Consider the following 24,499-nt stretch of genomic DNA (forward strand, 5'->3'; position numbering starts at 1 on the left):
CTCAGCCGCCGCAGGAGGCGAGGTGGGTGCCGAACCCGCCGCGGTCGGGCAGGGCGGCGGCGGCCGGCTCCGGGGCGTTGCGACCGGCGGCCGGGTCGGCAACCCGCATCGCCAGGGCGACCGTGTCGCCGCCGCCGACCGGCCCGAGGGCGCAGTCGTCGTCATCGTCGTCGTCCGAGGTCAGGTTGCAGCCGGAGAGGGCGAGCGCGAGAGCGGTGAGCGCGCCGAGCTGCACGGAGGCCGACCGGAGTCGGCGGCGGGGGCGTTGGTCCACGGGATCGTTGTAGCCGATCCACGCCACCGCCGCCGCCCCGCCCCGGAGTAAGGAAGGGTCCCTTGTTATCGGATTTTGTTGTACAAGGGTCCCTTCCTTGCTCCGGGTTCGGATGCACGGCCGCCCCCCGGCAGGGTGCCCAGCAGGGGCGTTACGCTCGGCTCATGCTCCGTTCCGTCATCCTCGCCGCCTCCCGGTCATCCCAGGTCGAGCGGCTCGTCGCGACCGCCCCGTTCACCCGGGACGTCGTCCGCCGGTTCGTCGCCGGCGCCGCCACTGACGACGCGTTGCGCGCGACCCGCGAACTCGTCGACTCCGGCCTCGCGGTCACCCTCGACAACCTGGGTGAGGACACCGTCACCCCCGAGCAGGCCATCGCCACCCGGGACGAGTACCTGAAGCTGCTGAAGATGCTCTCCGGCGCCGGGCTCACCCCGGCCGCCGAGGTGAGCGTGAAGCTCTCCGCCCTCGGCCAGATGTTCGACGAGCAGTTGGCGTACGACAACGCGCGCGCGATCTGCGCGGCGGCCGACGCGGCGGGCACCACGGTCACCCTCGACATGGAGGACCACACCACCACCGACTCGACGCTGGACGTGCTGGGCAAGCTGCGCAAGGATTTTCCGTCGACTGGCGCGGTGCTCCAGGCGTACCTGCGGCGGACCGAGTCGGACTGCCGGGAGCTGGCGTCCGCCGGGTCGCGGGTGCGGCTGTGCAAGGGCGCCTACAAGGAGCCCGAGTCGGTGGCCTACCAGTCGGCCCGCGAGGTGGACAAGTCGTACGTCCGTTGCATGAACGTCCTGATGTCCGGCGACGGCTACCCGATGCTGGCCACTCACGACCCACGGATGATCGCGATCGGCGAGGACCGGGCCCGCTGGTTCGACCGGGGGCCGGAGCGCTTCGAGTTCCAGATGCTCTACGGGATCCGCCCCGAGGAGCAGGCCCGGCTGGCCGGCGAGGGCTACACCGTGCGCACCTACGTCCCCTACGGCGACCAGTGGTACGGCTACCTGATGCGCCGGCTCGCCGAGCGCCCCGCCAACCTGGTCTTCTTCGGCCGTTCGCTGATCTCCAAGAAGTAACCCGGACGAACCGGCCGACGGGCCGGCGGTGACCCCTGTGGTCCCGCCGGCCCGTTCGCGTTCCCGGGCTTGACGAGGGCCGGCTAACCCTATTAGCTTTATGGCTATGACAACTAGCCAGGTGCGGCGGGACGGCGGACACATCGCGTACGAGGTGCACGGGGAGGGCCCGTTGGTCGTCCTCTCGCACGGCATGGGTGAGAACCGGGCGAGCTACCGGCACCTGGTGCCGCTGCTGGTCGCGGCTGGCCACCGGGTCGCCTCGGTGGACGTCCGGGGGCACGGGGAGTCGAGTGTCGGCTGGTCGACGTACGCCCCGGCGGAGGTTGGTGCTGACCTGCTGGCCGTGGTGCGTGACATCGACGGTGGGCCGGCCGTGCTGGTCGGCAGCTCGTCGAGTGCGGCGGCGGTGGTCTTCGCCGCGGCCGAGGCGCCCGAGTTGGTCGCCGGCATCGTGCAGATCGGCGCGTTCGTCGGCCAACGGAAACTCAATCCGGTGCTGCGGGTGATGGTGGCGGCGGTGCTGCGTAGCCCTCGACTGTTCGGAATGTTCCACAACACGCTCTTCCCGGTGCACCGGCCCGCCGACGACGCCGCGTACCGCAAGGCGATGGTGGCCAACCTGCGCGAACCCGGCCGGTTGGCCGCGACGCGCGGTGTGATCGTGCCGGTCGAACCGCACTGGACCGACCGGGCTGGCGCGGTCGAGCAGCCGGTGTTGGTGTTGATGGGGGCCAAGGACCCGGACTTCCCCGACCCGGGTGCCGAGGCGCGGGCGGCCCGGCGGCTCTTCGGCACCGCCGAGGCCCGGATGATCGAGGAGTCCGGGCACTACCCGCACGCCGACCGGCCGCAGCGCACGGCCGACGAGCTGCTCGGCTTCCTGGCGGTGTGCGCCGGTGCCTAGGGTGGGGCTCAACCAGCAGACCGTGGTGCGCGAGGCGGCCCGGTTGGCCGACGAGGTCGGCTACCAGCAGCTCACCCTGGCCGCGCTGGCCGGGCGGCTCGGCGTGGCGCTGCCCAGCCTCTACAAGCACGTTCGGGGGGCGGACGCGCTGGCCCAGAAGCTCTCCGCCCTGGCCACCGCCGAGCTGGCCACCGAGCTGACCACCGCCGCCGCCGGCCGGGCCGGCGGGGACGCGCTGCGGGCGATGGCGGACGCCTACCGTGACTACGCCAGGCGGCACCCCGGCCGCTATCCGGCCACCCAACAGGTGCCCGACCCGACCGACCCCGAGCACGTCGTGGCGGGCGAGCGGGCGGTCGGCGCGATCTACGCGGTGCTGCGCGGGTACGGGCTCACCGGCGACGACGCGGTGGACGCCACCCGGGCGCTGCGCAGCGCCCTGCACGGCTTCGTCTCCCTGGAGGCCGCCGGTGGCTTCGGCCTGCCGCGCGAGGTGGACCGCTCGTACCACCAGTTGGTCGCCGGCCTGGACGTCTCGTTCCGCTCCTGGCCGGACACCGGGCTGGACGCGGACCAGCAGGACCAGCAGGACCAGCAGGATCAGCAGGATCGGGGGTGACGGCTCGGCCTCGCTCTGGTCCTCGTCGGGGTGGCCGGCACCATCCTGCTGCGCCGTCCGTCTGACGCGCCGTCCGCCATCGGGTGATACCGGCCTCGCCCGTACCGCCGATTGGTCGTACCCTTCGGCGGGTGATTGACGGGGTGCGCGAACTGTCGGCGCGGCGGCTCTGGCCGCTGTGGACGGTGCTCGTGGTGGTCCTTCTGCTCGTCGGCTGCGGCCTGCCGACACTGCTGGTGGTGAACGTCGTACGCGAGGCTGGCGGCCGGGCCACAGTCGGCCGGATCGGCGCCTCCGCGACCGACGACCCGGCCACCGCGGCAGCCCGAGGGCTGGCCGATCGGATGACCGCCCAGCTCCAACGGCAGACCACGGCGCTGCTCGGCGGTGACCGGGCCGGTTTCCTCGCCGTCGCCGAGCCGGCCGCACACGTCGACCTGCGCCGCCGCTTCGCCGCACTGCGCGCGTTGAAGGTGACGGTCTGGCGCGCCGAGCCGAGCGGCCTGCCCGTGCCGGTCGCCGACAAGCCGGGCGAGTGGCGGCTGCTGGTGCGCTTCCAGTACTGCTTCGTGGCGCCGAACTGCCGACCCAGCCCGGTGCTGATCGGCACCCGCTGGCGGGAGAACGGCGACCAGCCCCGGCTGGTCGCGATGGAGGAATCCAAGTCCGCCGAGACCGGCACCCGGCCGTGGGAGATCAGCGACCTGGCCGTGGCGATCGGCGCGCGGACCATCGTCGCCACCACTCCCGCCCTGCGTGGCAGGCTGCCGGGCCTGCTCGCCCAGGCCGAAGCCGCCGCCAAGGTCGCCGACGGGTACGTGGTGGCCGGGTCGCCCCCGGACCGGTACCGGATCTTCTACGCCGGCCGCAACGAGTGGAAGCGCTGGTACGGCGGCGGACGACCGCAGTGGACCGGCGGCTACGCGGTGACCGTCGGCAGTGGTCACCACGAGGTGGTGCTCAACGCGGACGGGCTACCCAGCAGCGGTGCCGACGACCTGCTCCGACACGAGCTGACCCACGCCGCCTCACTGCCCGAGCGCGGCTATCCGGGCAAGACGACCTGGTGGCTGGTCGAGGGGCTGGCCGAGTTCGCGGGCGCGGGTGGGCAGCCGGTCGACCGGTACGAGGGGCTCGCCGAGGTGCGCGGGCTGGTCCGGGGCAGTTGGGACGGCCGGTTGGAGGGCATCACCCCCGCCGAGGACGCCCCGGCCGAGCGGGTCGGCGCCAGCTACGGCGTGGGCTACCTGGCCGTCCGGCACCTCGTCGACCGGTACGGACCACAGCGGCTGCTCGCCTTCTTCAAGGCCGTCGTGCACGAGCGCAAGCCGCTCGACGCCGCCGCCAAGGAGGCGTTCGGCGAGCAGTGGTCGACGCTGCACGACGAGTGCGTGGCGTACGTCCGCGCCGCCGCCGCCTAACCGGGGGGACGGCCGTACCATCGATGGGTGCGCCGCACCCACTCGCCGCGGCCCTTGCGCGTCACGCGGCCCCGCCTGTTCACCGCCCTGACCGCCGTCGCCGTTCTCACCGCCACCACGGCCGCCTCGTGCGGCGACGACGACGCCGATTTCGCCCTCGCGTCGGCGGCCAGGAGCGCGGTCACCGAGGTGATCGACGCGCCGGCGACGGTGACCGCCCGGGCCGCCGCCACCCTGACCGCTCCCGCCGACGGCACCCTGTCCAGCCTGAGCGTCCAACCTGGACAACGGGTCAAGCGTGGTCAGGTGCTCGCCGTGGTCGCCTCCCCGTCGGCACAGGACCGGCTGCGCCAGGCCAAGGAGGCGCTGGACGGCGCGAAGCGCGCCGGCCGGGGCGTCTCCACCGGCGACCTGACCGGTAGCCGGCGTGGCACCGACAAGGCCGCCGACGAGGCGTTCGACGCCGCCCGCAAGGCCGCCGAGAAGATCGCCGACCCGCAGCTGCGGGACGCCCTGCTGACCCAGGTGACCTCCGCGCAGCGGCAGTACGCCGCCGCCGCGCGCAGCGCCGACCAGGCCGTCCGCGCGGTGCAGCGGGGGATCAGCGGGCTGAACTCCGCCGTCGGCGCACTGTCCGCGGCGCAACGGCTCCAGGCCCAGCAGGCGTACGACCTGGCGAAGGCGACCGTCGACGCGTTGACCCTGCGCGCCCCGATCGCCGGGGTCGTGCAGCCCGGCGGCACCCGGGCCGGCGGCGGCTCGACCGGTGACCTCGCCGGGCTGCTGGCGCAGGCCGGTGGCGGCCAGGTGTCCGGGCTCGACCCGTCGGTGCTGGGCGGTCCGAGCCAGGGCGGGCCGCCCGCCGGCGTGGACGACGCGGTGCCGGTCGGCGGGCGGGTCACTGCCGGCACGCCGGTGCTCACCGTGGTGGACACCGGGCAGTTGGGTCTGCTCGCCGAGGTGGACGAGACGGACGTGCTGCTGGTCAGGGCGGGCCTGAGCGCCACCGTGGAGTTGGACGCCGTCACCGGCGCCAGCTACGACGCCGCGGTCCGCTCGGTCGACGTACTGCCCACCAGCTCCGCGCAGGGCGGTGTCACCTACCGGGTACGTCTGACGCTCGGCGCCGGCAAGCTGGCCGAGGACGAGCCCGCCCCGACCCCGCGCCCCGGCATGAACGCGATCGTCCACCTCCGGGTACGCGAGGCGGCCGACGCGGTGACCGTCCCCGCCTCGGCGGTGTTCTCGGCCGACGGGCGGGACGCCGTCTGGGTGGTCCGCGACGGCAAGGCGGACCGGGCGCCGGTGACCGTCGGCGTCCAGGGGGCCGACCTGGTGCAGATCCTCGACGGGGTGCAGGCCGGTGACCGGGTGGTGGTGCGCGGCGCCGACCAGGTCCGCGACGGCCAGGACGTCCGGTGACCGAACCTGCCGCGTCGAGCCGGGACGGCGACGCGCTGAACCCAGCGTCGAGCCGGGACGGCGAAGCACCCTCGGGCCGGGACGCCGACGCAGCCTCGGGCCGCAACGGCGACCGGATCCCGGCCATCGAGGCGGTGGACGTGTCCCGGACGTACCAGTTGGACGGCGTGTCGGTCGAGGCGCTGCGCGGGGTGTCGTTGACCGTGCAGCAGGGCGACTACGTGGCGTTGGTCGGCCCGTCCGGCTCGGGCAAGTCCACTCTCATGCACCTGCTGGGTGGGCTCGACCGGCCAACCGGCGGCCGGCTGGTGATCGGCGGCCGGGACGTCAGTGCCCTCTCCCCGCCGGAGATGGCCACCCTGCGCAACGAGACGATCGGCTTCGTCTTCCAGGCGTTCCACCTGCTGCCGCGTACCTCGGCGGTGGAGAACGTGGCGTTGCCGTTGGTCTATCGCGGCGTACCGGCCCGGCAGCGCCGGGAGCGGGCGGCGGCGGTGCTCGGCCGGGTCGGCCTCGGTCACCGGCTGGATCACCGGCCCAACCAGATGTCCGGTGGCGAGCAGCAGCGGGTCGCCATCGCCCGCGCGCTGGTCACCGAACCGACGGTGCTGTTGGCCGACGAACCCACCGGCAACCTGGACAGCGTCACCGGCGCGGCGGTGCTGGAGCTGCTGGAGCGGCTGAACGCCGAGTCCGGGGTGGCGCTGGTGATGGTCACCCACGATCAGGAGGTGGCGGCACGGGCCCGCCGCCGGATCACCATGCGCGACGGCGTGGTGGTGGCCGACAGCGCCAGCGACTCCCCGACGACGGCGGCCGGCACCAGCGACGACGACCCGGCCGACGCCCATGATCGACCGCTGGCCGTTGATCAGGGTCGACCTGCGACACTGGTCCCCGCTCCCAGCGCGGAGCCCCGGTTCGCGTCCGGACGCGGCCCGGGGCACCCGCCCGGTGGCTCCGGTGGCGCCGCCGGAGCCACCGGGCGCCTTCCGCATCCGCCGGTCGGCACCGGAACGCATCCGCCGGTCGGCACCGGAACGCATCCGCCGGTCGGCAGCGGCGGGAACGACTCGTGAGGGTCGCGGAGGCGTGGCGGGTGGCGCTGGACGCGCTACGGGCCAACCGGCTGCGCAGTGCGCTCACCATGCTCGGGGTGATCATCGGGGTCGCCTCGGTGGTGCTGCTGGTGGCGATCGGCACCGGCACCAAGCAGCAGGTGGAGCAGCAGGTCGAAGGGCTCGGCTCGAACCTGCTGCTGGTGGTTCCCGGCAAGATCGAGGTGGGCACCGCGCCGGTGGTCTCGCCGCTGACGCTCAAGAACGTGGACGCGGTCACCCGGGTGGTCGGCGATCCCGATCGGGTGGCGGTGACCATCGCCTCCGGGGCGACCGCGCGGGCCGGTGCCCGCTCCGACTTCACCACCGTGCAGGGCGTACTGGAGACCACCCCGACCGTGTTCACCCGGTCGCTGGCCCGGGGCCGCTACCTCACCGGCACGGACGTGGACACCGGCCGGCGGGTGGCGGTGCTCGGCGACTCGGTGGCCCGGGCGCTCTTCCCCGACCGGGACCCGCTCGGCCAGCAGGTCGCGCTCGCCGGTGTGCGGTTCCGGGTGATCGGCGTCTTCGCGCCGCTCGGCCAGAGCCTCGGCGTCGACCGGGACGACGAGGTACACGTACCGGTGACGGCCGCGCAGCGGCTCTGGGGCACCCAGCGGGTGGACGGCATCGCGGTGAAGGCACCGGACCGGGAGCACATCGACGAGTTGGGCGAACGGATCGTCGCCGAGTTGAGCCGTCGACATCCGGACACCGAGTTCAGCGCGGTCACCCAGCAGCAGATCCTCGGTGTGCTCGGCGACATCCTCGGTGTGCTCACCGGCGTGCTGGCCGCCATCGCCGGCATCTCGCTGCTCGTCGGCGGGGTCGGCGTCTCGAACATCATGCTGGTCAGCGTCCGGGAGCGGACCCGGGAAATCGGGCTGCGCAAGGCGGTCGGCGCGCGTCCCCGCGACATCGGGGTGCAGTTCCTGCTGGAGGCGGTGCTGCTCACCACGATCGGTGGCCTGACCGGGATGGCGCTCGGCGTGGGCACCGCGCTGCTGGTGGACGCGCTGTCACCGATCCCGGCGGCGATCACCTGGTGGTCGCTGGCGCTCGCCTTCGGCGTCTCGGCGGTGGTGGGCATCGTCTTCGGGGTGGTCCCCGCCCAGCGCGCGGGTCGGCTCGACCCGGTGGTCGCGCTGCGTGCCGAGTGAACCAAGGCCGCGGGGGACAACGGGATTCCGGACGCAGGCGGGGAGATACCGGGAGCACGGATCGGGTGAACCAGAGACCGAAACATGATCAGTTGTACGAAGGGATCGCGCCGGTCACAGCCGTCCCGCTACCGTACTGGTAACACGCGCGTCGCCGGCTCGGCCCGGAGCATCCGTCGGGTTGGCACGCGCCGGGCATGGGATGGGTCGGTGAGCCATGGCCGGGTCGCAGTCCGACGGACGGCTGTCGGAGGTCAAGTTCCTCACCGTCGCCGAGGTGGCGACGGTCATGCGGGTGTCGAAGATGACGGTCTATCGCCTGGTGCACAGCGGTGAGCTCACCGCGGTCCGGGTCGGCCGGTCGTTCCGGGTGCCCGAGCACGCGGTGCACGAATATCTGCGGGGCGCCTTTCAGGAGACCGCCTGAGCCACCGGGCCGCCCGCCAAGTGCGACGTAACGGGCATCGGTGATCGCGCGGAGCCGGCATCGACGGGGCCGCGTTGGTCCTGCTGATGCTCTCCAGCTACCCTGGAGCCCGACCGAGACCCCACCGGTGCGCCCCGCCGCCCAGACTGGTCCGGTCCGTTGTCCGCAAGCGGTCGCCGTCGCCACCCGTGTGGTGTCATCCGGTCCGCCCCGCACGTTGCATCGAAAGGCTGTCTCGTATGGGCTCGGTGGTCAAGAAGCGCCGCAAGCGCATGGCTAAGAAGAAGCACCGCAAGCTGCTGCGCAAGACCCGCGTCCAGCGTCGCCGTCTCGGCAAGTGATCGCCGCCGGGCCCCTGGCCCGGCGTCCGGCGTCACTTGCCAAACTGTCGACCTCCGGAGGCTCAGGTGATCAGGCCGTGGTCGTCCCGGCTCGATCCCTCCTGCCGGGGTAGGTGCGTCAGATGACCCCCGGTAGCACCTCAGGTGCTCCGGGGGTCGTCGTCGTCACCGGTGTGGGCCGTTACCTCGGTGCCCACGTGGCGGCCCGGCTGGCCGCCGATCCGCGTATCGAGCGGGTCATCGGGGTGGACGCGCCGGACCCCGGTGCCGAGTTCACCGACCTACTCGACCGGGTCGAACGGATCCGCGTGGACTCCGCCTCGCTCGGCGGGCTGCTCGCCGACCTGGACGTCGACGCCGTGGTGCACCTGGCGTTGGTCAGCGCCCCCGACTCGCAACACGGTGGCCGGTCGGCGATGAAGGACCAGAACGTCATCGGCACCATGCAGTTGCTCGCCGCGTGCCAACGGGCACCCCGGCTGCGCAAGATCGTGGTCCGTTCGTCGACCGCCGCGTACGGGGTGTCGTTCCGCGACCCGGCGGTGTTCACCGAGGAGACCGAGCCGCGCGAGGTGCCACGCGGCGGCTTCGGCCGCGACATCCTCGACGTCGAGGGGTACGTCCGGGGCTTCCGACGCCGCCGGAGCGACGTCACCGCCACGGTGCTGCGCTTCGCCCCGTTCATCGGGTCGACCGCCGACACCACGCTGACCCGCTACTTCGCGCAGCCGTTCGTGCCCACCGTCTTCGGCCGCGATCCCCGGCTGCAGTTCCTGCACTTCGACGACGCGTTGGAGGTGCTGCACCGGTCGATCGTCGAGGACCATCCCGGCACCTACAACGTGGCCGGCCCGGGGGTGCTGTCGCTGTCCCAGGCGATCCGGCGGGCCGGTCGGGTGGCCGTGCCGGTGCTGGAACCGGGCCTGTCCGGCGCCGCCGCGCTGGCGCGCAACCTGGGCTTCGGTCGCTACGGCCTGGACCAGGTCGACCTCTTCGTGCACGGCCGGGTCGTCGACACGACCCGGCTGGAGCAGGAGTACGGCTTCACGCCGCGCTCCACCGCCGAAGCCTTCGAGGACTTCATCCGCGCCCACCACGGCGGGGTGGTCGTCACCCGGGGCCAGTTGGCCGCCGCCGAGCAAGTCGTGCTGGACGGCATCCGGCAGATCCGCTCCGCGGTGCGGGAGCGATCGTGACCGGGGCGGGGGAGGGGCGCGACGGGGCGGACGTCGGTCGTTTCGACGTACCGTCGCGGCCGACCGCGCCCGAGGCGGAGCCGGCGCGGCGCAACGGACACCGACCTGCGGCCCGGGTCGCGCCGACCCCCACGGCGGGCACCGCTCCCGCCGTGCCGGACCGGCCGGGGGACCACTGGGACAGCAAGGTCGCGAACGGCCTGGCGTTCCTGCGTCGGCGTCTCTCCGGCGACTACGAGGTCGACGAGTTCGGCTTCGACCCGGAGCTGACCGACGCGGTCTTCCACCCGCTGCTGCGGCTGCTCTACCGGGACTGGTTCCGCACCGAGGTCAGCGGCGTGGAGCACGTGCCGGTCGACGGCCCCGCCCTGGTCGTCGGCAACCACTCGGGCACGGTGGCGCTCGACGCGTTGATCCTCTCGGCGGCGCTGCACGACCGGCACCCCGCACACCGCTACCTGCGCCTGCTCGGCGCCGACCTGGTCTTCCGGATGCCGGTGGTGTCGGAGATCGCCCGCAAGACCGGCGGCACGGTGGCCTGCAACCCGGACGCCGAGCGGCTGCTCGGCGGAGGCGATCTGGTCGGCGTGTTCCCCGAGGGGTTCAAGGGCATCGGCAAGCTCTACGCCGACCGCTACAAGCTGCAACGGTTCGGCCGGGGCGGCTTCGTCTCGGCGGCGCTGCGTACGGGCACCCCGATCGTCCCGGTCGCCATCGTCGGCGGCGAGGAGATCTATCCGATGCTCGCCGACATCAAGCCCCTCGCGCGGCTGCTCAAGCTGCCCTATTTCCCGGTCACGCCGACGTTCCCCTGGCTCGGGCCGCTGGGCATGGTGCCGCTGCCGAGCAAGTGGCTGATCGAGTTCTGCCCGCCGATCCCCACCGCGCACCTGACCGACTCCGCGGACGACCCGTTGGTGGTCTTCAACCTCGCCGACCAGGTGCGGGAGACCATCCAGCAGACCGTGCACCAGCTGCTGGAGCGTCGGCCGGACCCGTTCGGCCCCTGAGTCGGCGCTACGGCGACTGGGTCAGCCCGCGCGTCGGCGGCGCTGCAACGCCAGGCCGGCGGTCACCGCGCCGACGACCAGTCCGGCCGCCGCCGTCGACGGTACGGCGATCTTGACCGCCCGTCGGCCGGTGCGGAAGTCCCGTACCTCCCAGCCGTGCTGCCGGGCCTGCCGCAGCAGCGCGCCGTCCGGGTTGACCGCCACCGCCCGGCCCACGGCGGAGAGCAGTGGCAGGTCGTTGGCCGAGTCGCTGTACGCGGCACAGCGGGTCAGGTCCAGGCCCTCCACGGCGGCGAGCTGGGTGACGGCCTCGGCCTTCGCCGGCCCGTGCATCAGGTCGCCCACCAGGCGCCCGGTGTACGCGCCGTCCAGCACCTCGGCCACCGTGCCGATTGCCCCGGTCAGGCCGAGCCGGGTGGCGATCACCCGGCCGATCTCCACCGGCGCGGCGCTGACCAGCCAGACGCGCTGGCCGGCGTCCAGGTGACGCTGGGCGAGCTGGCGGGTGCCGACCCAGATCCGGGGTGCCATCAGCTCGTCGAAGATCTCCTCCGCGAGGCGTTCCACATCGTCGATCCGCCAGCCCTCGACGAAGGCCAGGGCGGCCTCCTTGGCCTGGGACATGTCCCCGGCGTGCTCCCGGGCGAGCAACCGGAACCGCAGTTGCTGCCAGGCGAACCGGGCCAGGTCGGCGCTGGTGAAGTAGTTCCGGGCGGCGAGCCCACGAGCGAACCAGTAGATCGACGCGCCCTGCATCATCGTGTTGTCCACGTCGAAGAAGGCCGCGGCGGTCGGGTCCGGTACGGGTGCGGTCGCCGGCGCCAGCTCGGTCTCCGCCCAACCGGCGGTGTGACCCCGGGCGTCGGTGCTGACCGTCACCTTGCGGCTACGCGCCACGCGACTCCCCTCCTCGCCAGGTGCAAACGGATGCTCCAGCGAGGGTAGCCGGCATGCGATGTCGACCGGCCGGGCACACCGCGAACTGTGGCTCGGCCGGCCGGATTTTGGTATAGGAGAGAGTGCTCCCGGGGCGCGGCCTGGCCCCGGGCGGGGTCAGCGGGCGCCGGGGCAGGCGGCCGGGGCGGGGCCGAGGGTGTCGCTGGTCCTCGGTGCCGGCAGGCCGCAGCCGATCGCCGCGCGCAGTGCGTCCGAGCGCTCCCGGATGCTCTCCAGCAGCACCAGCGACCGCCGGGTCCGCTCCCGGTCGGCCCGGTCGGCACCGTCGAGCAGTTTGCCGACCGCCCGACGCTGGCTGGTGACGAAGGTGTTGACGGTGTCCAGGCTGGCCGCCTCGCCCCGCTGCACCGCCGCGGTGGTGAGCAGGCGGATGCCCTGCCGGGTGTCCGCGTCCATGTCGTCCAGGACCGCGCTGAACCCGAGCCGGTCACCGCGTAGCTCGGCGGCCTCGCCGAGCCGGGTCCGGGCGAAGTCCAGGAAGAGCTGGCCGCGGCTGATGTCCGAGCTGGCCAGGGCGAGCTGGGCACTCTCCTTCGACCGCTTCATGCCGTACAGCGCGTCGCCGGGGACCGCGTTCTCACTGGCGGCGGAGATACCGGACACGGCGATGGCGCCGACGGCGATGCCGATCAGGATCGCGCCCCGGGCTCGGGCCCGCCGGGCGGTGACAGCCGGTAGCAACGAGCCGCGTGCGCTGGCGGTACGAGTGGCAGCCGGTTCGCCGGCCGCCGGGGCGGTGCCGAGCCCTTCCCGTTCGGCGGTGGCGAGCAGCATCGCCCGCAGGCCGGTACGGAAGTCGGGGTCGACCTCGACCGTCGGCGGATCGGCGGCGAGCCGTTGACCCACCGCGACGAGCTGTACGAGCTGGCCGTCCACCCGGGACCGGACGTGGTGTCGCCGGCCGCCGTTGGCCTCGTCGAGAAGCTGCGCGAAACGCTCCGCGCGCCGACGAGAGGAGAGGATGTCGTCCACCGCAGGCACCTCCTCTCGCTGGTCACGGCCGGTCGGCCGCCGATCTTGCCAGCGACCGGGCGGCAGTGTGACACCACGGAGGTGAGGCCCCGCCGGGTATGCCGGTCGGACCTCGGTGACCCGGTCCTGCCGGGGCAACCACCGGTCGCACCCGGAGAAACGCGGCGGACCGGGCACGGGTTACGGGCCCGGCGGGGCGGAAATCACAGAAAGTGATGGTCGTCACCGGGCGGGACCGACCGTGAGCTGCCCGGACGTCGATCGACGCCCATCGGTCCCGCCGAGAAAAACCTACGGTTGGAAGCCGTCGGGCAGAAGCCGCGCCAGCGCGCGGACCGCCCGGTACTGGAGGGCCTTGATGGCACCTTCGTTCTTGCCCATCGCACGGGCCGTCTCGGCCACCGAGAAGCCCTGGAGGAACCGGAGCACGATGCACTCCTGCTGCTCCGGGTTGAGCTGCTTCACGGCGGTGAGCAGCGCGACGTTGGTGATGTGCTCGACCACCGCCGCCTCCGGGCTGCCCTCCGGGCCCCGGTCCTCCCGGTCCGCGTCGAGCACGTCGCCGGTGGTGACCTCCAGCCGGTACCGGCCGGACTTGAAGTGGTCCGCGACCAGGTTGCGGGCGATGGTCACCAGCCAGGCGCCGAGGTCACGGCCCTGCCAGGTGAAGCTGCCGATCCGCTTGAGCGCGCGCAGGAACGTGTCCGAGGTGAGGTCCTCGGCTAGCTGTCGGTTGCCCACCCGGAAATAGACGAACCGGAACACCGTGTCGACGTACCGGTCATAGATCAGGCCGAACGCCTCGGCCTCACCGGCCTGGGCCCGCTCGACGAGCGTCCAGACCTCGGTCGCCGGGTCGGACGGGTCCGGGCGGCTCGGAAAGCCGGTGGGAGTGGTGGGGGTGGCGGGAGCGGTGGCCGGCACCACCGGGATCACCGCCGTCTCGCCCGCCGAAACGTCCGCGGGCGCCGCTGGCGCGTCCCCGACGCGTCGGCCGCCCTGGGACGGCATGGTCGGCCGGGCCGGCACGCCGACCCGACCACCGGCCGGTTTCGCGTTCCCGCCCGGCACCGCTGGTCTTGGAGGCGGTTCGTTCTGGTGCGGCTTGTTGCGTGTCCGCTGCGCCGTGCCGTCGGCCCGCACGGCGTTGCCGTTCGGCTCGTCGAGCGGAGCGCGTGCCGCCGGTCGCTCGTTGACGTGGGAGCGAGCGGTTGGACTGGTCAGGCCGACGGGGCGGTCCGCGTAACCGAAGGTGGTCACCAGGCGGCCCCCGTCCCGTCGGTGGCCGGGCGGGCCGGTTTGTGGGTCGTCGGGGCGGACCGACCGGGCTTCCGGTCGGGCAGGACGGTTCCGGGGTGTGCCGACGGGCGGCAGTTCCCCTTGAGGTGCTGGTCCAATGCGCTCACAGGCACGGGGGCCTCCTCGGGCTGAGGGGTGTCGACTCACGGCAAATGGGGTGACCCGACCCGAGTGATGATAGGGCCAACGTCACCCGCGTGTGGCAAGTCCGTTACACAGGGCGGAAGTATTTCCCGCTGCGTCGCACCGGTGGCGGACCGGTTGTCCGTCGTGTGCGGTTGACTTCGACGCGGTCCGCTGATCCAGGATGGATGCCCTGGTCGGGGGCGCATTGTTCGTTCGGCTGAGCGGACCCTCCGAGCGGCGGCACGGGCCCGACCAAACCGTCGGTGGGTGACCCTGCGTGTCCCATCGAGAGGACCCGATCGGCTCACCCATGGCACGGTGGACCGTCCCGTGTACGGGACTGTTCCGGCACCGGTCCGCACGCCGTGCCGCCGTCCGTCGGGCGTGGCCTGTCGCCGCCCGCTGTGCCAGACTCGACCACCGTGCAGGACGCAGCCGCAAGCCTCGCGCCGAACCTCGCCGACCGGGTCCGCCGGGCGGCTCTCGACCACGGCGACCGGGCCGCGCTGCACTGGCGCGACCGGACGCTGAGCTGGTCCGAACTGGACGCCGCGGTGGACGCCGCCGCGCACGGCCTGGCCGCCGCCACACCATCCACCGACCCCGGCGGTACGCCGGCACGCGTCGCGATCGCCCTGCCCAACACCCCCGACTTCGTGGTCAGCTGGCTCGGCGCCCTGCGCGCGGGTCTGGTCGCCGTGCCGGTCAATCCCGGCTTCACCGCGCCGGAGCTGCGGCACGTGCTCGCCGACTCCGGCGCGTCGGTGCTGATCGGCACCGACCGGGTTCGGAGCCTGGTCGCCGAGGTGGCCACCGAACTGCCCGCGCTCACCGCCGTGCACGGCGCACCGCCGGCACCGGCCGTCGACGCCCCCGAGCCGCCAGCCCACCCACGCCGGGGCGGGGACGACCTGGCCGTCCTGCTCTACACCTCCGGCACCGAGGGACGACCCAAGGGCGCGATGCTCTCGCACCGCGCGTTGCTGGCCAACCACGAGCAGGTCGACCGGATCGAGCCGCCGGTCGTCGGGCCGGACGACACCGTGCTGCTGGCCCTGCCGCTGTTCCACGCGTACGGGCTCAACTCGGTGCTCGGATCGGTCGTCCACCATGGCGCGACCGGGGTGCTGCTCGACGACGTGGGGCCGACGGCGGGGCTGGACGAGATCGCCCGGCACCGGGTGAGCGTGCTGGTCGGCGTACCGTCGATGTTCCTGGCCTGGGCCGGCGCGGCCGAGGCGCGGGCGGCGACCGCCTCGGTCCGGGTCGCCGTGTGCGGTGCGGCGCCGCTGGAGCCGGCGGTCGCGGCGCGCTTCACCGAGGTCAGCGGTCACCCGGTGCACGTCGGGTACGGCCTCACCGAGACCGCGCCGGTGCTCACCTCCACCCTGGTCGGCGGTGCCGCCAAGGCCGGCTCGATCGGCCGACCGCTGCCGGGTGTGCGGCTGCGCCTGGTCGGCGCGGACGGGGTGGACCTGTGGCGGGACGGCCTGGCCACCCCCGACGACGACGCCGACGAGCTGGACATCTCCGACGTGGCGCCGGGCACCGACCCGGGGCAGATCGTCGTGCAGGGCCCCAACCTCTTTGCCGGCTACTGGCCGGACGGCCGGGACGGCCCGGACGCCGACGGCTGGTGGGGCACCGGCGACATCGCGTACGCCGACGAGGACGGCGACCTCTTCCTGGTCGACCGGCTCGGCGAGCTGATCCTGGTCAACGGGTTCAACGTCTATCCGCACGAGGTCGAGCTGGTGCTCGCCGGGCACCCCGGGGTGGCCGAGTCGGCGGTACTGGGTGTGCCGCACCCGCGGACCGGCGAGACTGTGCGGGCGTACGTGGTGCCGGCGCCGGGGCGGCCGGTGACCGGCGAGGAACTGCTCACCCACTGCGCGCGGAACCTGGCCCGGTTCAAGTGCCCGAGCGCGATCGAGTTCGTCGACGCACTGCCGCACTCGGCGATCGGCAAGGTACGCAAGACCCAGCTCCGGTCCGAATCGCCGGCCGACGCCGACACCCGCACGGAGGTAACCGATGTCCACTGACGCCCGGCTCGCCCTGATCACCCGACCCGGCTGCCACCTGTGCGACGACGCGAAGGCGGCGCTCGACCGGGTGGTGGCGGTCACCGGGGACAAGTGGGTCGAGTGGGACGTCACCGGCGACGAGGGGCTGGAGCGGGAGTACGGGGACCGGCTGCCGGTGGTGCTGCTCGATGGCAAGGAGCACGGCTACTGGCGGGTCGAGGAGGACCGACTGCTGCGGGACTTGACCACCCCGCAGCTCTGAGCGGTGCCCTAGGGTGCTCGGATGACCCCCGCGCACCCGCACCTCGTCTGGGACTGGAACGGCACCCTGCTCAACGACCTCAGCCTGATCGTGGCCGCCTACAACGTGGCGTTCGCCAGCTCCGGGGGCCCGACGGTGACCTCCGACGAGCACCGGGTGCGGTTCCGCCGTCCGATCGCCGAGTACTACGCCGACGTGCTCGGCCAGGCCGTGGACGACGAGGAGTTCGGTCGGCTGAGCCGGATCTTCCACGACGCGTACCGCGACGGGCTGACCACCTGCGAGCTGGCCGCCGACGCACGGACGGCGATGGCCTCCTGGCCGGGCAGCCAGAGCCTGCTCTCCATGTGGTTCCACGAGGAGCTGGTGCCGACCGTGCACGCCCGTGGGCTGACCGGCCACTTCCTCCGGGTGGACGGATTTGTCCCGGTGGACGGCATGCGGGCCACGGTCGGCGGCGACAGCAAGGCCGAGTCGCTCCGACGGCACCTGGCCGAGCTGGGTGTGGCCGGCTCCTCGGCGGTGCTGATCGGCGACACCGTCGACGACGCGGACGCGGCGCTCGCGGTGGGCGCGCGGGCGGTGCTCTACAGCGGCGGTCACAGCGACCCGGCCGTGCTGCGCGCCTCGGGTCACCCGGTGGCCGACACCCTCACCGAGGCGGTGGCGCTGGCCGGGGAGCTCAGTTTCGTAGGTAGGTGAGGACGGCCAGCACCCGCCGGTGCTGCTCGGTGTCCGGCGGCAGGGTGAGCTTGGTGAAGATGTTGCGCACGTGCTTCTCCACCGCGCCGTCGCTGACCACCAGGGCACGGGCGATGGCGATGTTCGACCGTCCCTCGGCCATCAGGGCGAGCACCTCCCGCTCGCGCGGCGTCAACTCGCGCAGCGGGTCGTCCCGGCGGCGTCGGGCGAAGAGCTGGCCGACCACCTCCGGGTCGAGCACGGTGCCGCCGGCAGCCACCCGGCGCAACGCGTCCAGGAACTCGTCGATGGCGGCCACCCGGTCCTTGAGCAGGTAGCCGATCCCGCCGCCGCCGGCACCGCCGGTGGTGGCCAGCAGGTCGTCCGCGTACGACACCTCGACGTACTGGGACAGCACCAGGATCGGCGTACGCGGCACCAGCCGGCGCGCCTCCACCGCGGCCCGCAGCCCCTCGTCGGTGTGCGACGGCGGCATCCGGACGTCGACGATCGAGACGTCCGGTCGGTGCTCCACCACCGCCTCGATGAGCGCGTCGCCGTCCCCGACGGCGGCCACCACCTGGTGCCCGCTCTCGGTCAGCAGCCGCACCAGCCCTTCGCGGAGCAGGACGGCGTCGTCGGCGATCACGATGCGCATGGCTGTGTTGTCTACCACGTCCGGCCCGCCACGGCGGCTCGGCGCGGCAGCCGGTCGTTCACAGCGGTAGCTCCGCGCGGACCTCGGTGGGCCCGCCGGCCGGGCTGACCACCACCAGTTCACCGCCGGCGGCCCGGACCCGGTCGGCGATGCCGGCCAACCCGTGCCCCTTGGCCAGGTGTGCGCCGCCCTGCCCGTCGTCGCCCACCTGCACCCGCAGCCCGGTGCCCTGCCGGACGACGGTGACCAGGCACTCGGTGGCCCTGCTGTGCTTGGCGACGTTGGTCAGCGCCTCGGCCACCACGAAATACGCGGTGTTCTCCACCGCCGGGTCGAGTCGCCCGCCCGGCGTGCCGAGCTGCGGGTCCACCTGTAGCTCGATCGGGATCAGTCCACGGCCCGCGAGCGCGGCCAGGGCGCTGGGCAGGCCCCGGTCGACCAGGATCGGCGGTGCGATGCCCCGGGACAGCGCCCGCAGCTCGGCCAGCGTGTCCCGGGTCTGGGTGACCGCCTCGTCGATGGTCCGGCCGGCCGCCTCCGGGTCCGAGGCGAGCTGGAGTCGGGCCCGGCTCAGGTCCATCGCAAGCCGGACCAGGCGTTGCTGGGGGCCGTCGTGGATGTCGCGCTCCAGCCGGCGCAGCGCGGACGCCTCGGCCGAGACGGCCGCCCGCTTCTGCTCCTCCAGCACGGTGATCCGGTCCCGCATCTCGGCCACCCCGGTCAGCATCGCCCGGGCGAAGCTGGCCTGGAGCAGCGCACAGCCCCGGACCACGATCGGCAGGGTGATCAGGAAGAACACCCCGATCGCGGTGTACAGGCCGATCCGCGCGGTGGTCGAGTCACCCAGGCCGAGCAGTTGGGCCAGATCGCTGTCGCCCTCGCCGTCGGCCCGGGGCAGCGCCCAGTCGTACGCCCAGTAGAGCGAGCCGGCGATCGTGCCCGCCCACCAGGTCAGCGCCACCACGAACGTGGTGACCGCCACGATCAGCCGCAGCACGCCATGTGCCAGGTCGAGCCAGGACTGGGCGTCCCGCATCGGCACGAAGATCCGCCGCCAGGCGTTCGCCCCCGCCTCGGCCAGCCGGTAGTGCGGCCGGATCCGCGGTTGCCGGAGCACGGCGGGCAGCCGCAGCCGCTCGATGTCGGCCAGCCCCCGGGCGGCGTACAGGGTTCCGCTGAGGATCGGCAGGCCGATCACCGTGACCACGAGGCCGACGCCGACCGCGAGGCCGACGACCAGGACGACGAAGCTCGCCAGGGCCAGGGGCAGGCCGAGCAGTACGTACCCGGAGTCGACGAAGAGCTGTCGGGGGATGCTCGGCGCCAGCGCGGGCTGGTCGCCGGTCGCGGCAACGGCGGTCATGACCACAGGCTAGGCACCGCAACTCCCACCCCCCATCCCGTCGCCCCGCCTCTCGCCCGTAGTGCTGTCCCTACCCCGTCCCGCCCCTTCCGCGCCCGCCCCCCGCCCGTCGATCATGTAGTTGCTGCCGGTGATACGTCCGCTATGCATGGGATGTCCGGGCAGAAAGTGCATGATCGACGAGGAGGGGGGTGGTGGTGGGGGAGACGGGGCGGGAGGGGGTCGTGGGATTGGTCAGAGAAGTCGGGATTGAGCAATAATCGCCGCGGCGGCGAGGGGTGGCGGGCCGTTGGATCGATCTTGCGGAATGGAGGTGCTGGTGGAGCCGCGTCGCGCAGCGACAAGATCGCGATTTGTGCACGTCTTCACAAGCGCCTACTCTGTAGCTCCGACGCGCCCTGCTAGCACAGCCGGAAACCTCGGTCGCCAGCGGGAGTCCACAAGCGGCCGACCAGCGGAGTTGGCCGAGGATCGCACCGCACGGAGTCTCATGAGTCAGCACCGTCACCCAGGCGCGCCCGGCCGCGCCGGTGCCGTACCGACGCTCCCGGATCTGCCCGAGGCGACCGTCGCGCGGCTCCCGGAATACCTGCGCGCGCTGCACAACCTCGCCGACGCCGGGCACGAGACGGTCTCCAGTGAGGGCCTGTCCGCCGCCGCCGGCGTCAACTCCGCCAAGCTCCGCAAGGACCTCTCGCACCTCGGCTCGTACGGCACCCGGGGCGTCGGCTACGACGTCACGTTGCTGATCGAGCAGATCGAGTACGTGCTCGGGCTCACCCAGCGCCGGGCGGTCGCCCTGGTCGGCGTGGGTAATCTCGGTCACGCTCTGGCTGGCTACGACGGCTTCGCCGGCCGGGGCTTCCGGATCGCCGCACTGCTCGACGCCGATCCCTCCCGGGTCGGCGAGGAGATCAACGGCCTGGTCGTCCGGCACGTCGACGAGCTGCCGGCGGTCGCCGTGCAGGAGTCCATCGCGATCGGCGTCATCGCCACCCCGGCCGCCGCCGCTCAGCGGGTGGCCGACCAGTTGGTCGCGGTGGGCGTGACGAGCATCCTCAACTTCGCGCCGTGCGTACTCTCGGTCCCGGAGGGGGTCGACGTGCGCAAGGTCGACCTCGCCATCGAGCTGCAGATCCTGTCCTTCCACGAGCACCGCAAGGCGTCGCTGACCGCCCTGCCGGGCGGGCTCGCGGCCACCGAGACCCAGGAGGCGATCGGCACGTGAAACTGCTCGTCGTCGGCGCGTCCTACCGCACCGCCCCGGTCGCCACGCTGGAGCAGCTGGCCGTGCCTCCCGCCGACCTCACCCGCACCCTGGACCGCCTGGTCGCCCAGCCCTACGTGACCGAGGCGGTGCTCGTCTCCACCTGCAACCGGGTGGAGGTCTACGCCGCCGTCTCCGGTTTCCACGGGGGTCTCGGCGACATCTGCGCCGTCCTGGGTGAGCAGGCCGGCAGCTCGCCGGCGGCGCTCGCCAGCCACCTGTACGTGCACTACGACGCCGCCGCCGTGGACCACGTCTTCCGGGTCGCCACCGGACTGGACTCGATGGTCGTCGGCGAGGCGCAGATCCTCGGCCAGTTGCGTGACGCGTACCACTGGGCCACCGGCGCCGACTCGGCCGGCCGGCTGCTGCACGAGCTGATGCAGCAGGCGCTGCGGGTCGGCAAGCGGGCCCACGCCGAGACCGGCATCGACCGGGCCGGCCAGAGCGTGGTCACCGCCGCGCTGGAATTGGCCGCCGGGCACCTCGACGGCGACCTCGCCGGCCGTCCGGCCCTGGTGGTCGGGGCCGGCGCGATGGGGTCGCTCGGGGTGGCCACGCTGTCCCGGCTGGGCGCCGGGCCGCTCACGGTCACCAACCGGGGCGCCGACCGTGCCGTCCGGCTCGCCGAGTCGTACGGGGCGAGCGCCGCGCCGATGGCCGAGCTGACCGACACCCTCTCCACAGTGGACATCGTAGTGGCCGCCACCGCGTCCACTGAACCGGTCCTCACCCGATCGGTGGTCGGCCGGGCGTTGGCCGACCGGGACCCGTCCCGGGGCCCGCTGGTCCTGCTCGACCTGGCCGTTCCGCGCGACGTCGAGGAGGGCGTCGCCGAGCTGTCCGGCGTCGAGGTGATCGACATCGACCGGATGGCGTCGCTGCTCGCCGACGGCCCGGTCGCCGCGGACGCCGCCGCCGTCGAGCGGATCGTCGTCGGCGAGGTGGAGGGCTTCCTCACCTGGCTGCGCGGCGCCGACGTGGCACCCACCGTGGCCGCGCTGCGCGGCCGGGCCGACGACGTGGTCACCGCCGAGCTGCGTCGCCTGGCCCAGCGTCGCCCGGACCTCGGCGACGACCTGCGCGCCGAGGTCGCCCGCACCGTGCACCGGGTGGTCCAGCGGCTGCTGCACCAGCCCACCGTGAAGGTCCGCCAGTTGGCCGCGGAGCCCGGCGGCGACCAGTACGCGGCTCTGCTGCGCGAGCTGTTCGACCTCCAGGTGCCGCAGACCTCGCCGGTGGACACCGTCCCCGACGTGATCACCCCCGACCTCGGCGCGGCGATCGCCGGCACCGACCCGGTGCTGGGCGTGGACGCCGCCGAGTCGACCCCGCCCACCGGAGGTGCGCGATGACCGCCCCCCTGCGCCTCGGCACCCGGGGCAGTGCCCTCGCGATGGCCCAGTCCGGCCAGATCGCCGAGGCGCTGACCGCCGCCACCGGCCGCGCGGTCGAGCTGGTCGAGGTGGTCACCGCCGGCGACCGATCGAGCGCTCCGGTGCACCGGCTCGGCGTCGGGGTGTTCGTCTCCGCGCTGCGCGACGCGCTGACCGCCCGGACGATCGACTTCGCGGTGCACTCCTACAAGGATCTGCCCACCGCGGCCGCCGGCGGTCTGCACATCGCGGCCGTGCCGATCCGGCAGGACCCGCGCGACGCGCTGGTCGCCCGGGACGGCCGGACGCTCACCGAGCTGTCGGCCGGTGCCACCGTGGGCACCGGCGCGCTGCGCCGCATCGCCCAGCTGCACGCCCTCGGCATGCAGCTGGAGGTCACCCCGATCCGCGGCAACGTGGACACCCGCCTGGGGCGGGTGCTCGGCCCAGAGGCCGACCTCGACGCGGTCGTGCTGGCCCGGGCCGGGCTGGCCCGACTCGGCCGGACCGACGTGATCACCGAGACGCTGGACCCGATGCTGATGCTGCCCGCGCCCGCCCAGGGCGCGCTGGCCGTGGAGTGCCGGGTCGACGACCAGGACCTGGTCGAACTGCTCGCGGTGCTCGACCACGCACCGACGCGCGCCGCGATCACCGCGGAGCGCGCGCTGCTGGCCACCCTGGAGGCCGGGTGCAGCGCACCCGTCGCCGCCTACGCCGTCATCGCCGAAGGCGAGCCGACCGGCTCGGACGCCACTGGTGTTGACACTGATGAGCTCTACCTGCGCGGGGCGGTGATCAGTCCGGACGGCACTCGTGACCTCCGGCTGTCCCGCACCGGAACGCCCGCCGACGCGGCGGAGATCGGCAAGGCACTCGCCGCCGAACTCTTCGAACTCGGCGCCGACTCGATCCTCGGCCACGAAGGACACACCGGCCCGGGGACCCAGCAATTTGGGAGCACAGAATGACCCGCACCCGTAAGCCCGTCGGTCGTATCGCGTTCGTCGGGGCTGGCCCCGGCGACCCGGGCCTGCTGACCCGTCGGGCGCACGACGCCCTGGTCGACGCCGATCAGGTGATCTACGACCGGGGAGTCCCGGAGTCGTTGCTCGCCGTCGTCCGCGCCGAGGCCAGGGACGACGCCGAGTTCACTCCGGCGGAAGGCGCTCCGGGGGACGTGGCGAAGGTGCTGATCTCCGCGGCCCGGTCCGGCCTGAACGCGGTGCACCTGGTCGCCGGCGACCCGTTCGGCCACGACTCGGTGGTCAAGGAGGTGCAGGCGGTGGCCCGCACCGCCGCCCACTTCGAGGTGGTGCCGGGCGTCGGTCAGGCCGAGGGCGTGGCCACCTACGCGGGCGTTCCGCTGCCGGGTGTGCGTACCGCCGCCGACGTCGAGGACGTCAGCGCACTGGACTTCGAGGCGCTGGCCACGGCCGTCGGGCGGGGTTCGCTCGCGCTCGCGGTGGACGCCGGTGACCTCGCCGCCGTCCGGGACGGGCTGCTCGCTGCCGGGGTCGACGGCACCACCGGCGTCGGGGTGACCGGCGACGGCACCGGCGAGACGCAGTACACGACCACGTCGACCGTGGACAGCTTCGTGGCCGCCGCGCTCGGTTTCACCGGCCGGGTGGTGCTCACCGTCGGTGTCGGCGTGGGTCAGCGCGACAAGCTGAGCTGGTGGGAGAACCGCCCGCTGTACGGCTGGAAGGTGCTGGTCCCGCGTACCAAGGAGCAGGCCGGCGTGATGAGCGCCCGGCTGCGTGCGTACGGGGCGATCCCGTGCGAGGTGCCGACCATCGCGGTGGAGCCGCCGCGTACCCCGGCGCAGATGGAGCGGGCGGTCAAGGGCCTGGTCGACGGCCGGTACGCCTGGGTGATCTTCACCTCGGTGAACGCGGTCCGCGCGGTCTGGGAGAAGTTCGCCGAGCACGGGCTGGACGCCCGGCACTTCGGTGGCGTCAAGATCGCCTGCATCGGTGAGGCGACGGCGGACGCGGTCCGCGCGTTCGGCATCCAGCCGGAGCTGATCCCGACCGGGGAGCAGTCCTCCGAGGGGCTGCTGGCCGAGTTCTCGCCGCACGACGAGATCCTCGACCCGGTGGGCCGGGTGCTGCTGCCGCGCGCCGACATCGCCACCGAGACGCTCGCCGCCGGGCTCACCGAGCGCGGCTGGGAGGTCGACGACGTGACCGCGTACCGGACGGTACGGGCCGCGCCGCCGCCCGCCGAGATCCGGGACGCGATCAAGTCGGGTGGGTTCGACGCGGTGCTCTTCACCTCGTCCTCCACCGTCCGGAACCTGGTCGGCATCGCCGGGAAGCCGCACGCGCGTACCGTTGTTGCTGTCATCGGGCCCAAGACGGCGGAGACCGCGACGGAGTTCGGCCTGCGGGTCGACGTCCAGCCGCCGCACGCCTCGGTGCCCGACCTGGTGGAGGCGCTCGCCGCCTACGCCGTCGAGCTGCGCGAGAAGCTCGCCGCCATGCCGGCCAAGCAGCGTCGTGGTTCGAAGGTGCAGGGGCCGACCGCCCTCCGCTTCCGGTAGT

At 73.3% G+C, this 24,499-nt stretch carries 24 protein-coding genes; 18 read left to right on the plus strand and 6 right to left on the minus strand.

What is annotated here, in order from left to right; genetic code table 11:
- Position 1: 1 nt before the first annotated feature.
- Complete coding sequence (locus ACFQGL_RS00320; protein ID WP_377503792.1) at positions 2 to 274, minus strand: hypothetical protein; 273 nt, start codon at positions 272 to 274, stop codon at positions 2 to 4.
- A 164-nt stretch (positions 275 to 438) separates the two neighbouring features.
- Between ACFQGL_RS00320 and ACFQGL_RS00325 the strand changes: the two genes are divergently transcribed.
- The 11 genes from ACFQGL_RS00325 (at position 439) to ACFQGL_RS00375 (ending at position 10,962) form a co-directional block, all read left to right on the plus strand.
- On the plus strand, positions 439 to 1,359 hold the full coding sequence (locus tag ACFQGL_RS00325; RefSeq protein WP_377503794.1) for a proline dehydrogenase family protein: 921 nt from the start codon (positions 439 to 441) through the stop codon (positions 1,357 to 1,359).
- 106 nt (positions 1,360 to 1,465) lie between these two features.
- A complete protein-coding gene (locus ACFQGL_RS00330) occupies positions 1,466 to 2,266 on the plus strand; it encodes an alpha/beta fold hydrolase (RefSeq protein WP_377503796.1) in 801 nt (266 codons plus the stop codon).
- Positions 2,259 to 2,885 carry a TetR/AcrR family transcriptional regulator gene (locus ACFQGL_RS00335; protein ID WP_377503798.1) on the plus strand — a complete coding sequence of 209 codons (627 nt, stop codon included), beginning with the start codon at positions 2,259 to 2,261 and terminating at the stop codon, positions 2,883 to 2,885. Before ACFQGL_RS00330 ends, ACFQGL_RS00335 begins: the two co-directional genes overlap by 8 nt.
- 131 nt (positions 2,886 to 3,016) lie before the next feature.
- Positions 3,017 to 4,306, plus strand: coding sequence for a hypothetical protein (locus tag ACFQGL_RS00340; RefSeq protein ID WP_377503800.1), 1,290 nt, complete (start codon positions 3,017 to 3,019; stop codon positions 4,304 to 4,306).
- Between the two features lie 27 nt (positions 4,307 to 4,333).
- Positions 4,334 to 5,728: an efflux RND transporter periplasmic adaptor subunit gene (locus ACFQGL_RS00345; RefSeq protein WP_377503802.1), complete on the plus strand. Its 1,395-nt coding sequence runs from the start codon at positions 4,334 to 4,336 to the stop codon at positions 5,726 to 5,728.
- A gap of 116 nt (positions 5,729 to 5,844) precedes the next feature.
- Complete coding sequence (locus ACFQGL_RS00350; RefSeq protein ID WP_377504640.1) at positions 5,845 to 6,807, plus strand: ABC transporter ATP-binding protein; 963 nt, start codon at positions 5,845 to 5,847, stop codon at positions 6,805 to 6,807.
- Positions 6,804 to 7,988: an ABC transporter permease gene (locus ACFQGL_RS00355; protein ID WP_377503804.1), complete on the plus strand. Its 1,185-nt coding sequence runs from the start codon at positions 6,804 to 6,806 to the stop codon at positions 7,986 to 7,988. Before ACFQGL_RS00350 ends, ACFQGL_RS00355 begins: the two co-directional genes overlap by 4 nt.
- Positions 7,989 to 8,205: 217 nt before the next feature.
- Complete coding sequence (locus tag ACFQGL_RS00360) at positions 8,206 to 8,415, plus strand: helix-turn-helix domain-containing protein (protein WP_007465625.1); 210 nt, start codon at positions 8,206 to 8,208, stop codon at positions 8,413 to 8,415.
- Positions 8,416 to 8,654: 239 nt separating this feature from the next.
- The gene (locus ACFQGL_RS00365) at positions 8,655 to 8,756 is read left to right on the plus strand and encodes a 30S ribosomal protein bS22 (protein WP_007465623.1); all 102 of its coding nucleotides are present in this window, start codon (positions 8,655 to 8,657) and stop codon (positions 8,754 to 8,756) included.
- Between the two features lie 122 nt (positions 8,757 to 8,878).
- A complete protein-coding gene (locus ACFQGL_RS00370) occupies positions 8,879 to 9,952 on the plus strand; it encodes an NAD-dependent epimerase/dehydratase family protein (RefSeq protein ID WP_377503806.1) in 1,074 nt (357 codons plus the stop codon).
- Between the two features lie 152 nt (positions 9,953 to 10,104).
- Positions 10,105 to 10,962: a lysophospholipid acyltransferase family protein gene (locus tag ACFQGL_RS00375; RefSeq protein ID WP_377504643.1), complete on the plus strand. Its 858-nt coding sequence runs from the start codon at positions 10,105 to 10,107 to the stop codon at positions 10,960 to 10,962.
- Positions 10,963 to 10,983: 21 nt separating this feature from the next.
- Here the strand turns inward: ACFQGL_RS00375 and ACFQGL_RS00380 are convergent, their stop codons facing one another.
- The 3 genes from ACFQGL_RS00380 to ACFQGL_RS00390 all read right to left on the minus strand — a co-directional run bounded on the left by ACFQGL_RS00380 (position 10,984) and on the right by ACFQGL_RS00390 (position 14,151).
- Positions 10,984 to 11,859 (minus strand): HAD family hydrolase, encoded by an 876-nt coding sequence (locus ACFQGL_RS00380; RefSeq protein WP_377503808.1) that lies wholly within the window; start codon positions 11,857 to 11,859, stop codon positions 10,984 to 10,986.
- A 156-nt stretch (positions 11,860 to 12,015) separates the two neighbouring features.
- Positions 12,016 to 12,900 carry a DUF5667 domain-containing protein gene (locus ACFQGL_RS00385; RefSeq protein ID WP_377503810.1) on the minus strand — a complete coding sequence of 295 codons (885 nt, stop codon included), beginning with the start codon at positions 12,898 to 12,900 and terminating at the stop codon, positions 12,016 to 12,018.
- 282 nt (positions 12,901 to 13,182) lie between these two features.
- The gene (locus ACFQGL_RS00390) at positions 13,183 to 14,151 is read right to left on the minus strand and encodes an ECF subfamily RNA polymerase sigma factor, BldN family (protein WP_377503812.1); all 969 of its coding nucleotides are present in this window, start codon (positions 14,149 to 14,151) and stop codon (positions 13,183 to 13,185) included.
- A 587-nt stretch (positions 14,152 to 14,738) separates the two neighbouring features.
- Between ACFQGL_RS00390 and ACFQGL_RS00395 the strand changes: the two genes are divergently transcribed.
- From ACFQGL_RS00395 to ACFQGL_RS00405, 3 genes are read left to right on the plus strand one after another with little or no spacing between them, the layout of a single operon-like run.
- Positions 14,739 to 16,361 (plus strand): AMP-binding protein, encoded by a 1,623-nt coding sequence (locus ACFQGL_RS00395; protein WP_377503814.1) that lies wholly within the window; start codon positions 14,739 to 14,741, stop codon positions 16,359 to 16,361.
- The gene (locus ACFQGL_RS00400) at positions 16,351 to 16,605 is read left to right on the plus strand and encodes a glutaredoxin family protein (RefSeq protein ID WP_377503816.1); all 255 of its coding nucleotides are present in this window, start codon (positions 16,351 to 16,353) and stop codon (positions 16,603 to 16,605) included. Before ACFQGL_RS00395 ends, ACFQGL_RS00400 begins: the two co-directional genes overlap by 11 nt.
- Positions 16,606 to 16,626: 21 nt before the next feature.
- The gene (locus ACFQGL_RS00405; RefSeq protein ID WP_377503818.1) at positions 16,627 to 17,307 is read left to right on the plus strand and encodes an HAD family hydrolase; all 681 of its coding nucleotides are present in this window, start codon (positions 16,627 to 16,629) and stop codon (positions 17,305 to 17,307) included.
- On the opposite strand, the gene ACFQGL_RS00410 is transcribed toward ACFQGL_RS00405, so the two are convergent.
- Together ACFQGL_RS00410 and ACFQGL_RS00415 are read right to left on the minus strand one after the other, a co-directional pair.
- Positions 17,288 to 17,944 carry a response regulator gene (locus ACFQGL_RS00410; protein WP_377503820.1) on the minus strand — a complete coding sequence of 219 codons (657 nt, stop codon included), beginning with the start codon at positions 17,942 to 17,944 and terminating at the stop codon, positions 17,288 to 17,290. The genes ACFQGL_RS00405 and ACFQGL_RS00410 overlap by 20 nt on opposite strands.
- Before the next feature lie 58 nt (positions 17,945 to 18,002).
- On the minus strand, positions 18,003 to 19,307 hold the full coding sequence (locus ACFQGL_RS00415; protein WP_377503822.1) for a sensor histidine kinase: 1,305 nt from the start codon (positions 19,305 to 19,307) through the stop codon (positions 18,003 to 18,005).
- A 490-nt stretch (positions 19,308 to 19,797) separates the two neighbouring features.
- On the opposite strand from ACFQGL_RS00415, the gene ACFQGL_RS00420 reads away from it, so the two are divergent.
- From ACFQGL_RS00420 to ACFQGL_RS00435, 4 genes are read left to right on the plus strand one after another with little or no spacing between them, the layout of a single operon-like run.
- Entirely contained in the window at positions 19,798 to 20,535 is a 738-nt protein-coding gene (locus ACFQGL_RS00420; RefSeq protein ID WP_377503824.1) for a redox-sensing transcriptional repressor Rex, read from the plus strand.
- Entirely contained in the window at positions 20,532 to 21,929 is a 1,398-nt protein-coding gene (locus tag ACFQGL_RS00425) for a glutamyl-tRNA reductase (protein ID WP_377503826.1), read from the plus strand. The genes ACFQGL_RS00420 and ACFQGL_RS00425 overlap by 4 nt, the downstream gene beginning before the upstream one ends.
- Positions 21,926 to 22,921, plus strand: coding sequence for a hydroxymethylbilane synthase (gene hemC / locus ACFQGL_RS00430; RefSeq protein ID WP_377503828.1), 996 nt, complete (start codon positions 21,926 to 21,928; stop codon positions 22,919 to 22,921). Before ACFQGL_RS00425 ends, hemC begins: the two co-directional genes overlap by 4 nt.
- Positions 22,918 to 24,498 (plus strand): bifunctional uroporphyrinogen-III C-methyltransferase/uroporphyrinogen-III synthase, encoded by a 1,581-nt coding sequence (locus tag ACFQGL_RS00435; RefSeq protein ID WP_238644411.1) that lies wholly within the window; start codon positions 22,918 to 22,920, stop codon positions 24,496 to 24,498. Before hemC ends, ACFQGL_RS00435 begins: the two co-directional genes overlap by 4 nt.
- The last annotated feature ends 1 nt before the right edge of the window (position 24,499 follow it).

Origin of the sequence: Micromonospora vulcania, from assembly GCF_042658605.1 — a bacterium.
GTDB classification, from domain to species: domain Bacteria; phylum Actinomycetota; class Actinomycetes; order Mycobacteriales; family Micromonosporaceae; genus Micromonospora; species Micromonospora vulcania.

Coding starts and splice junctions, on each gene's coding strand:
- ACFQGL_RS00325 (WP_377503794.1), top strand. CDS start 439: ATGCTCCGTTCCGTCATCCTCGCCGCCTCCCGGTCATCCCAGGTCGAG.
- ACFQGL_RS00330 (WP_377503796.1), top strand. CDS start 1,466: ATGACAACTAGCCAGGTGCGGCGGGACGGCGGACACATCGCGTACGAG.
- ACFQGL_RS00360 (WP_007465625.1), top strand. CDS start 8,206: ATGGCCGGGTCGCAGTCCGACGGACGGCTGTCGGAGGTCAAGTTCCTC.
- ACFQGL_RS00365 (WP_007465623.1), top strand. CDS start 8,655: ATGGGCTCGGTGGTCAAGAAGCGCCGCAAGCGCATGGCTAAGAAGAAG.
- ACFQGL_RS00370 (WP_377503806.1), top strand. CDS start 8,879: ATGACCCCCGGTAGCACCTCAGGTGCTCCGGGGGTCGTCGTCGTCACC.
- ACFQGL_RS00400 (WP_377503816.1), top strand. CDS start 16,351: ATGTCCACTGACGCCCGGCTCGCCCTGATCACCCGACCCGGCTGCCAC.
- ACFQGL_RS00405 (WP_377503818.1), top strand. CDS start 16,627: ATGACCCCCGCGCACCCGCACCTCGTCTGGGACTGGAACGGCACCCTG.
- ACFQGL_RS00410 (WP_377503820.1), bottom strand. CDS start 17,944: ATGCGCATCGTGATCGCCGACGACGCCGTCCTGCTCCGCGAAGGGCTG.
- ACFQGL_RS00415 (WP_377503822.1), bottom strand. CDS start 19,307: ATGACCGCCGTTGCCGCGACCGGCGACCAGCCCGCGCTGGCGCCGAGC.
- ACFQGL_RS00420 (WP_377503824.1), top strand. CDS start 19,798: ATGAGTCAGCACCGTCACCCAGGCGCGCCCGGCCGCGCCGGTGCCGTA.
- hemC (WP_377503828.1), top strand. CDS start 21,926: ATGACCGCCCCCCTGCGCCTCGGCACCCGGGGCAGTGCCCTCGCGATG.
- ACFQGL_RS00435 (WP_238644411.1), top strand. CDS start 22,918: ATGACCCGCACCCGTAAGCCCGTCGGTCGTATCGCGTTCGTCGGGGCT.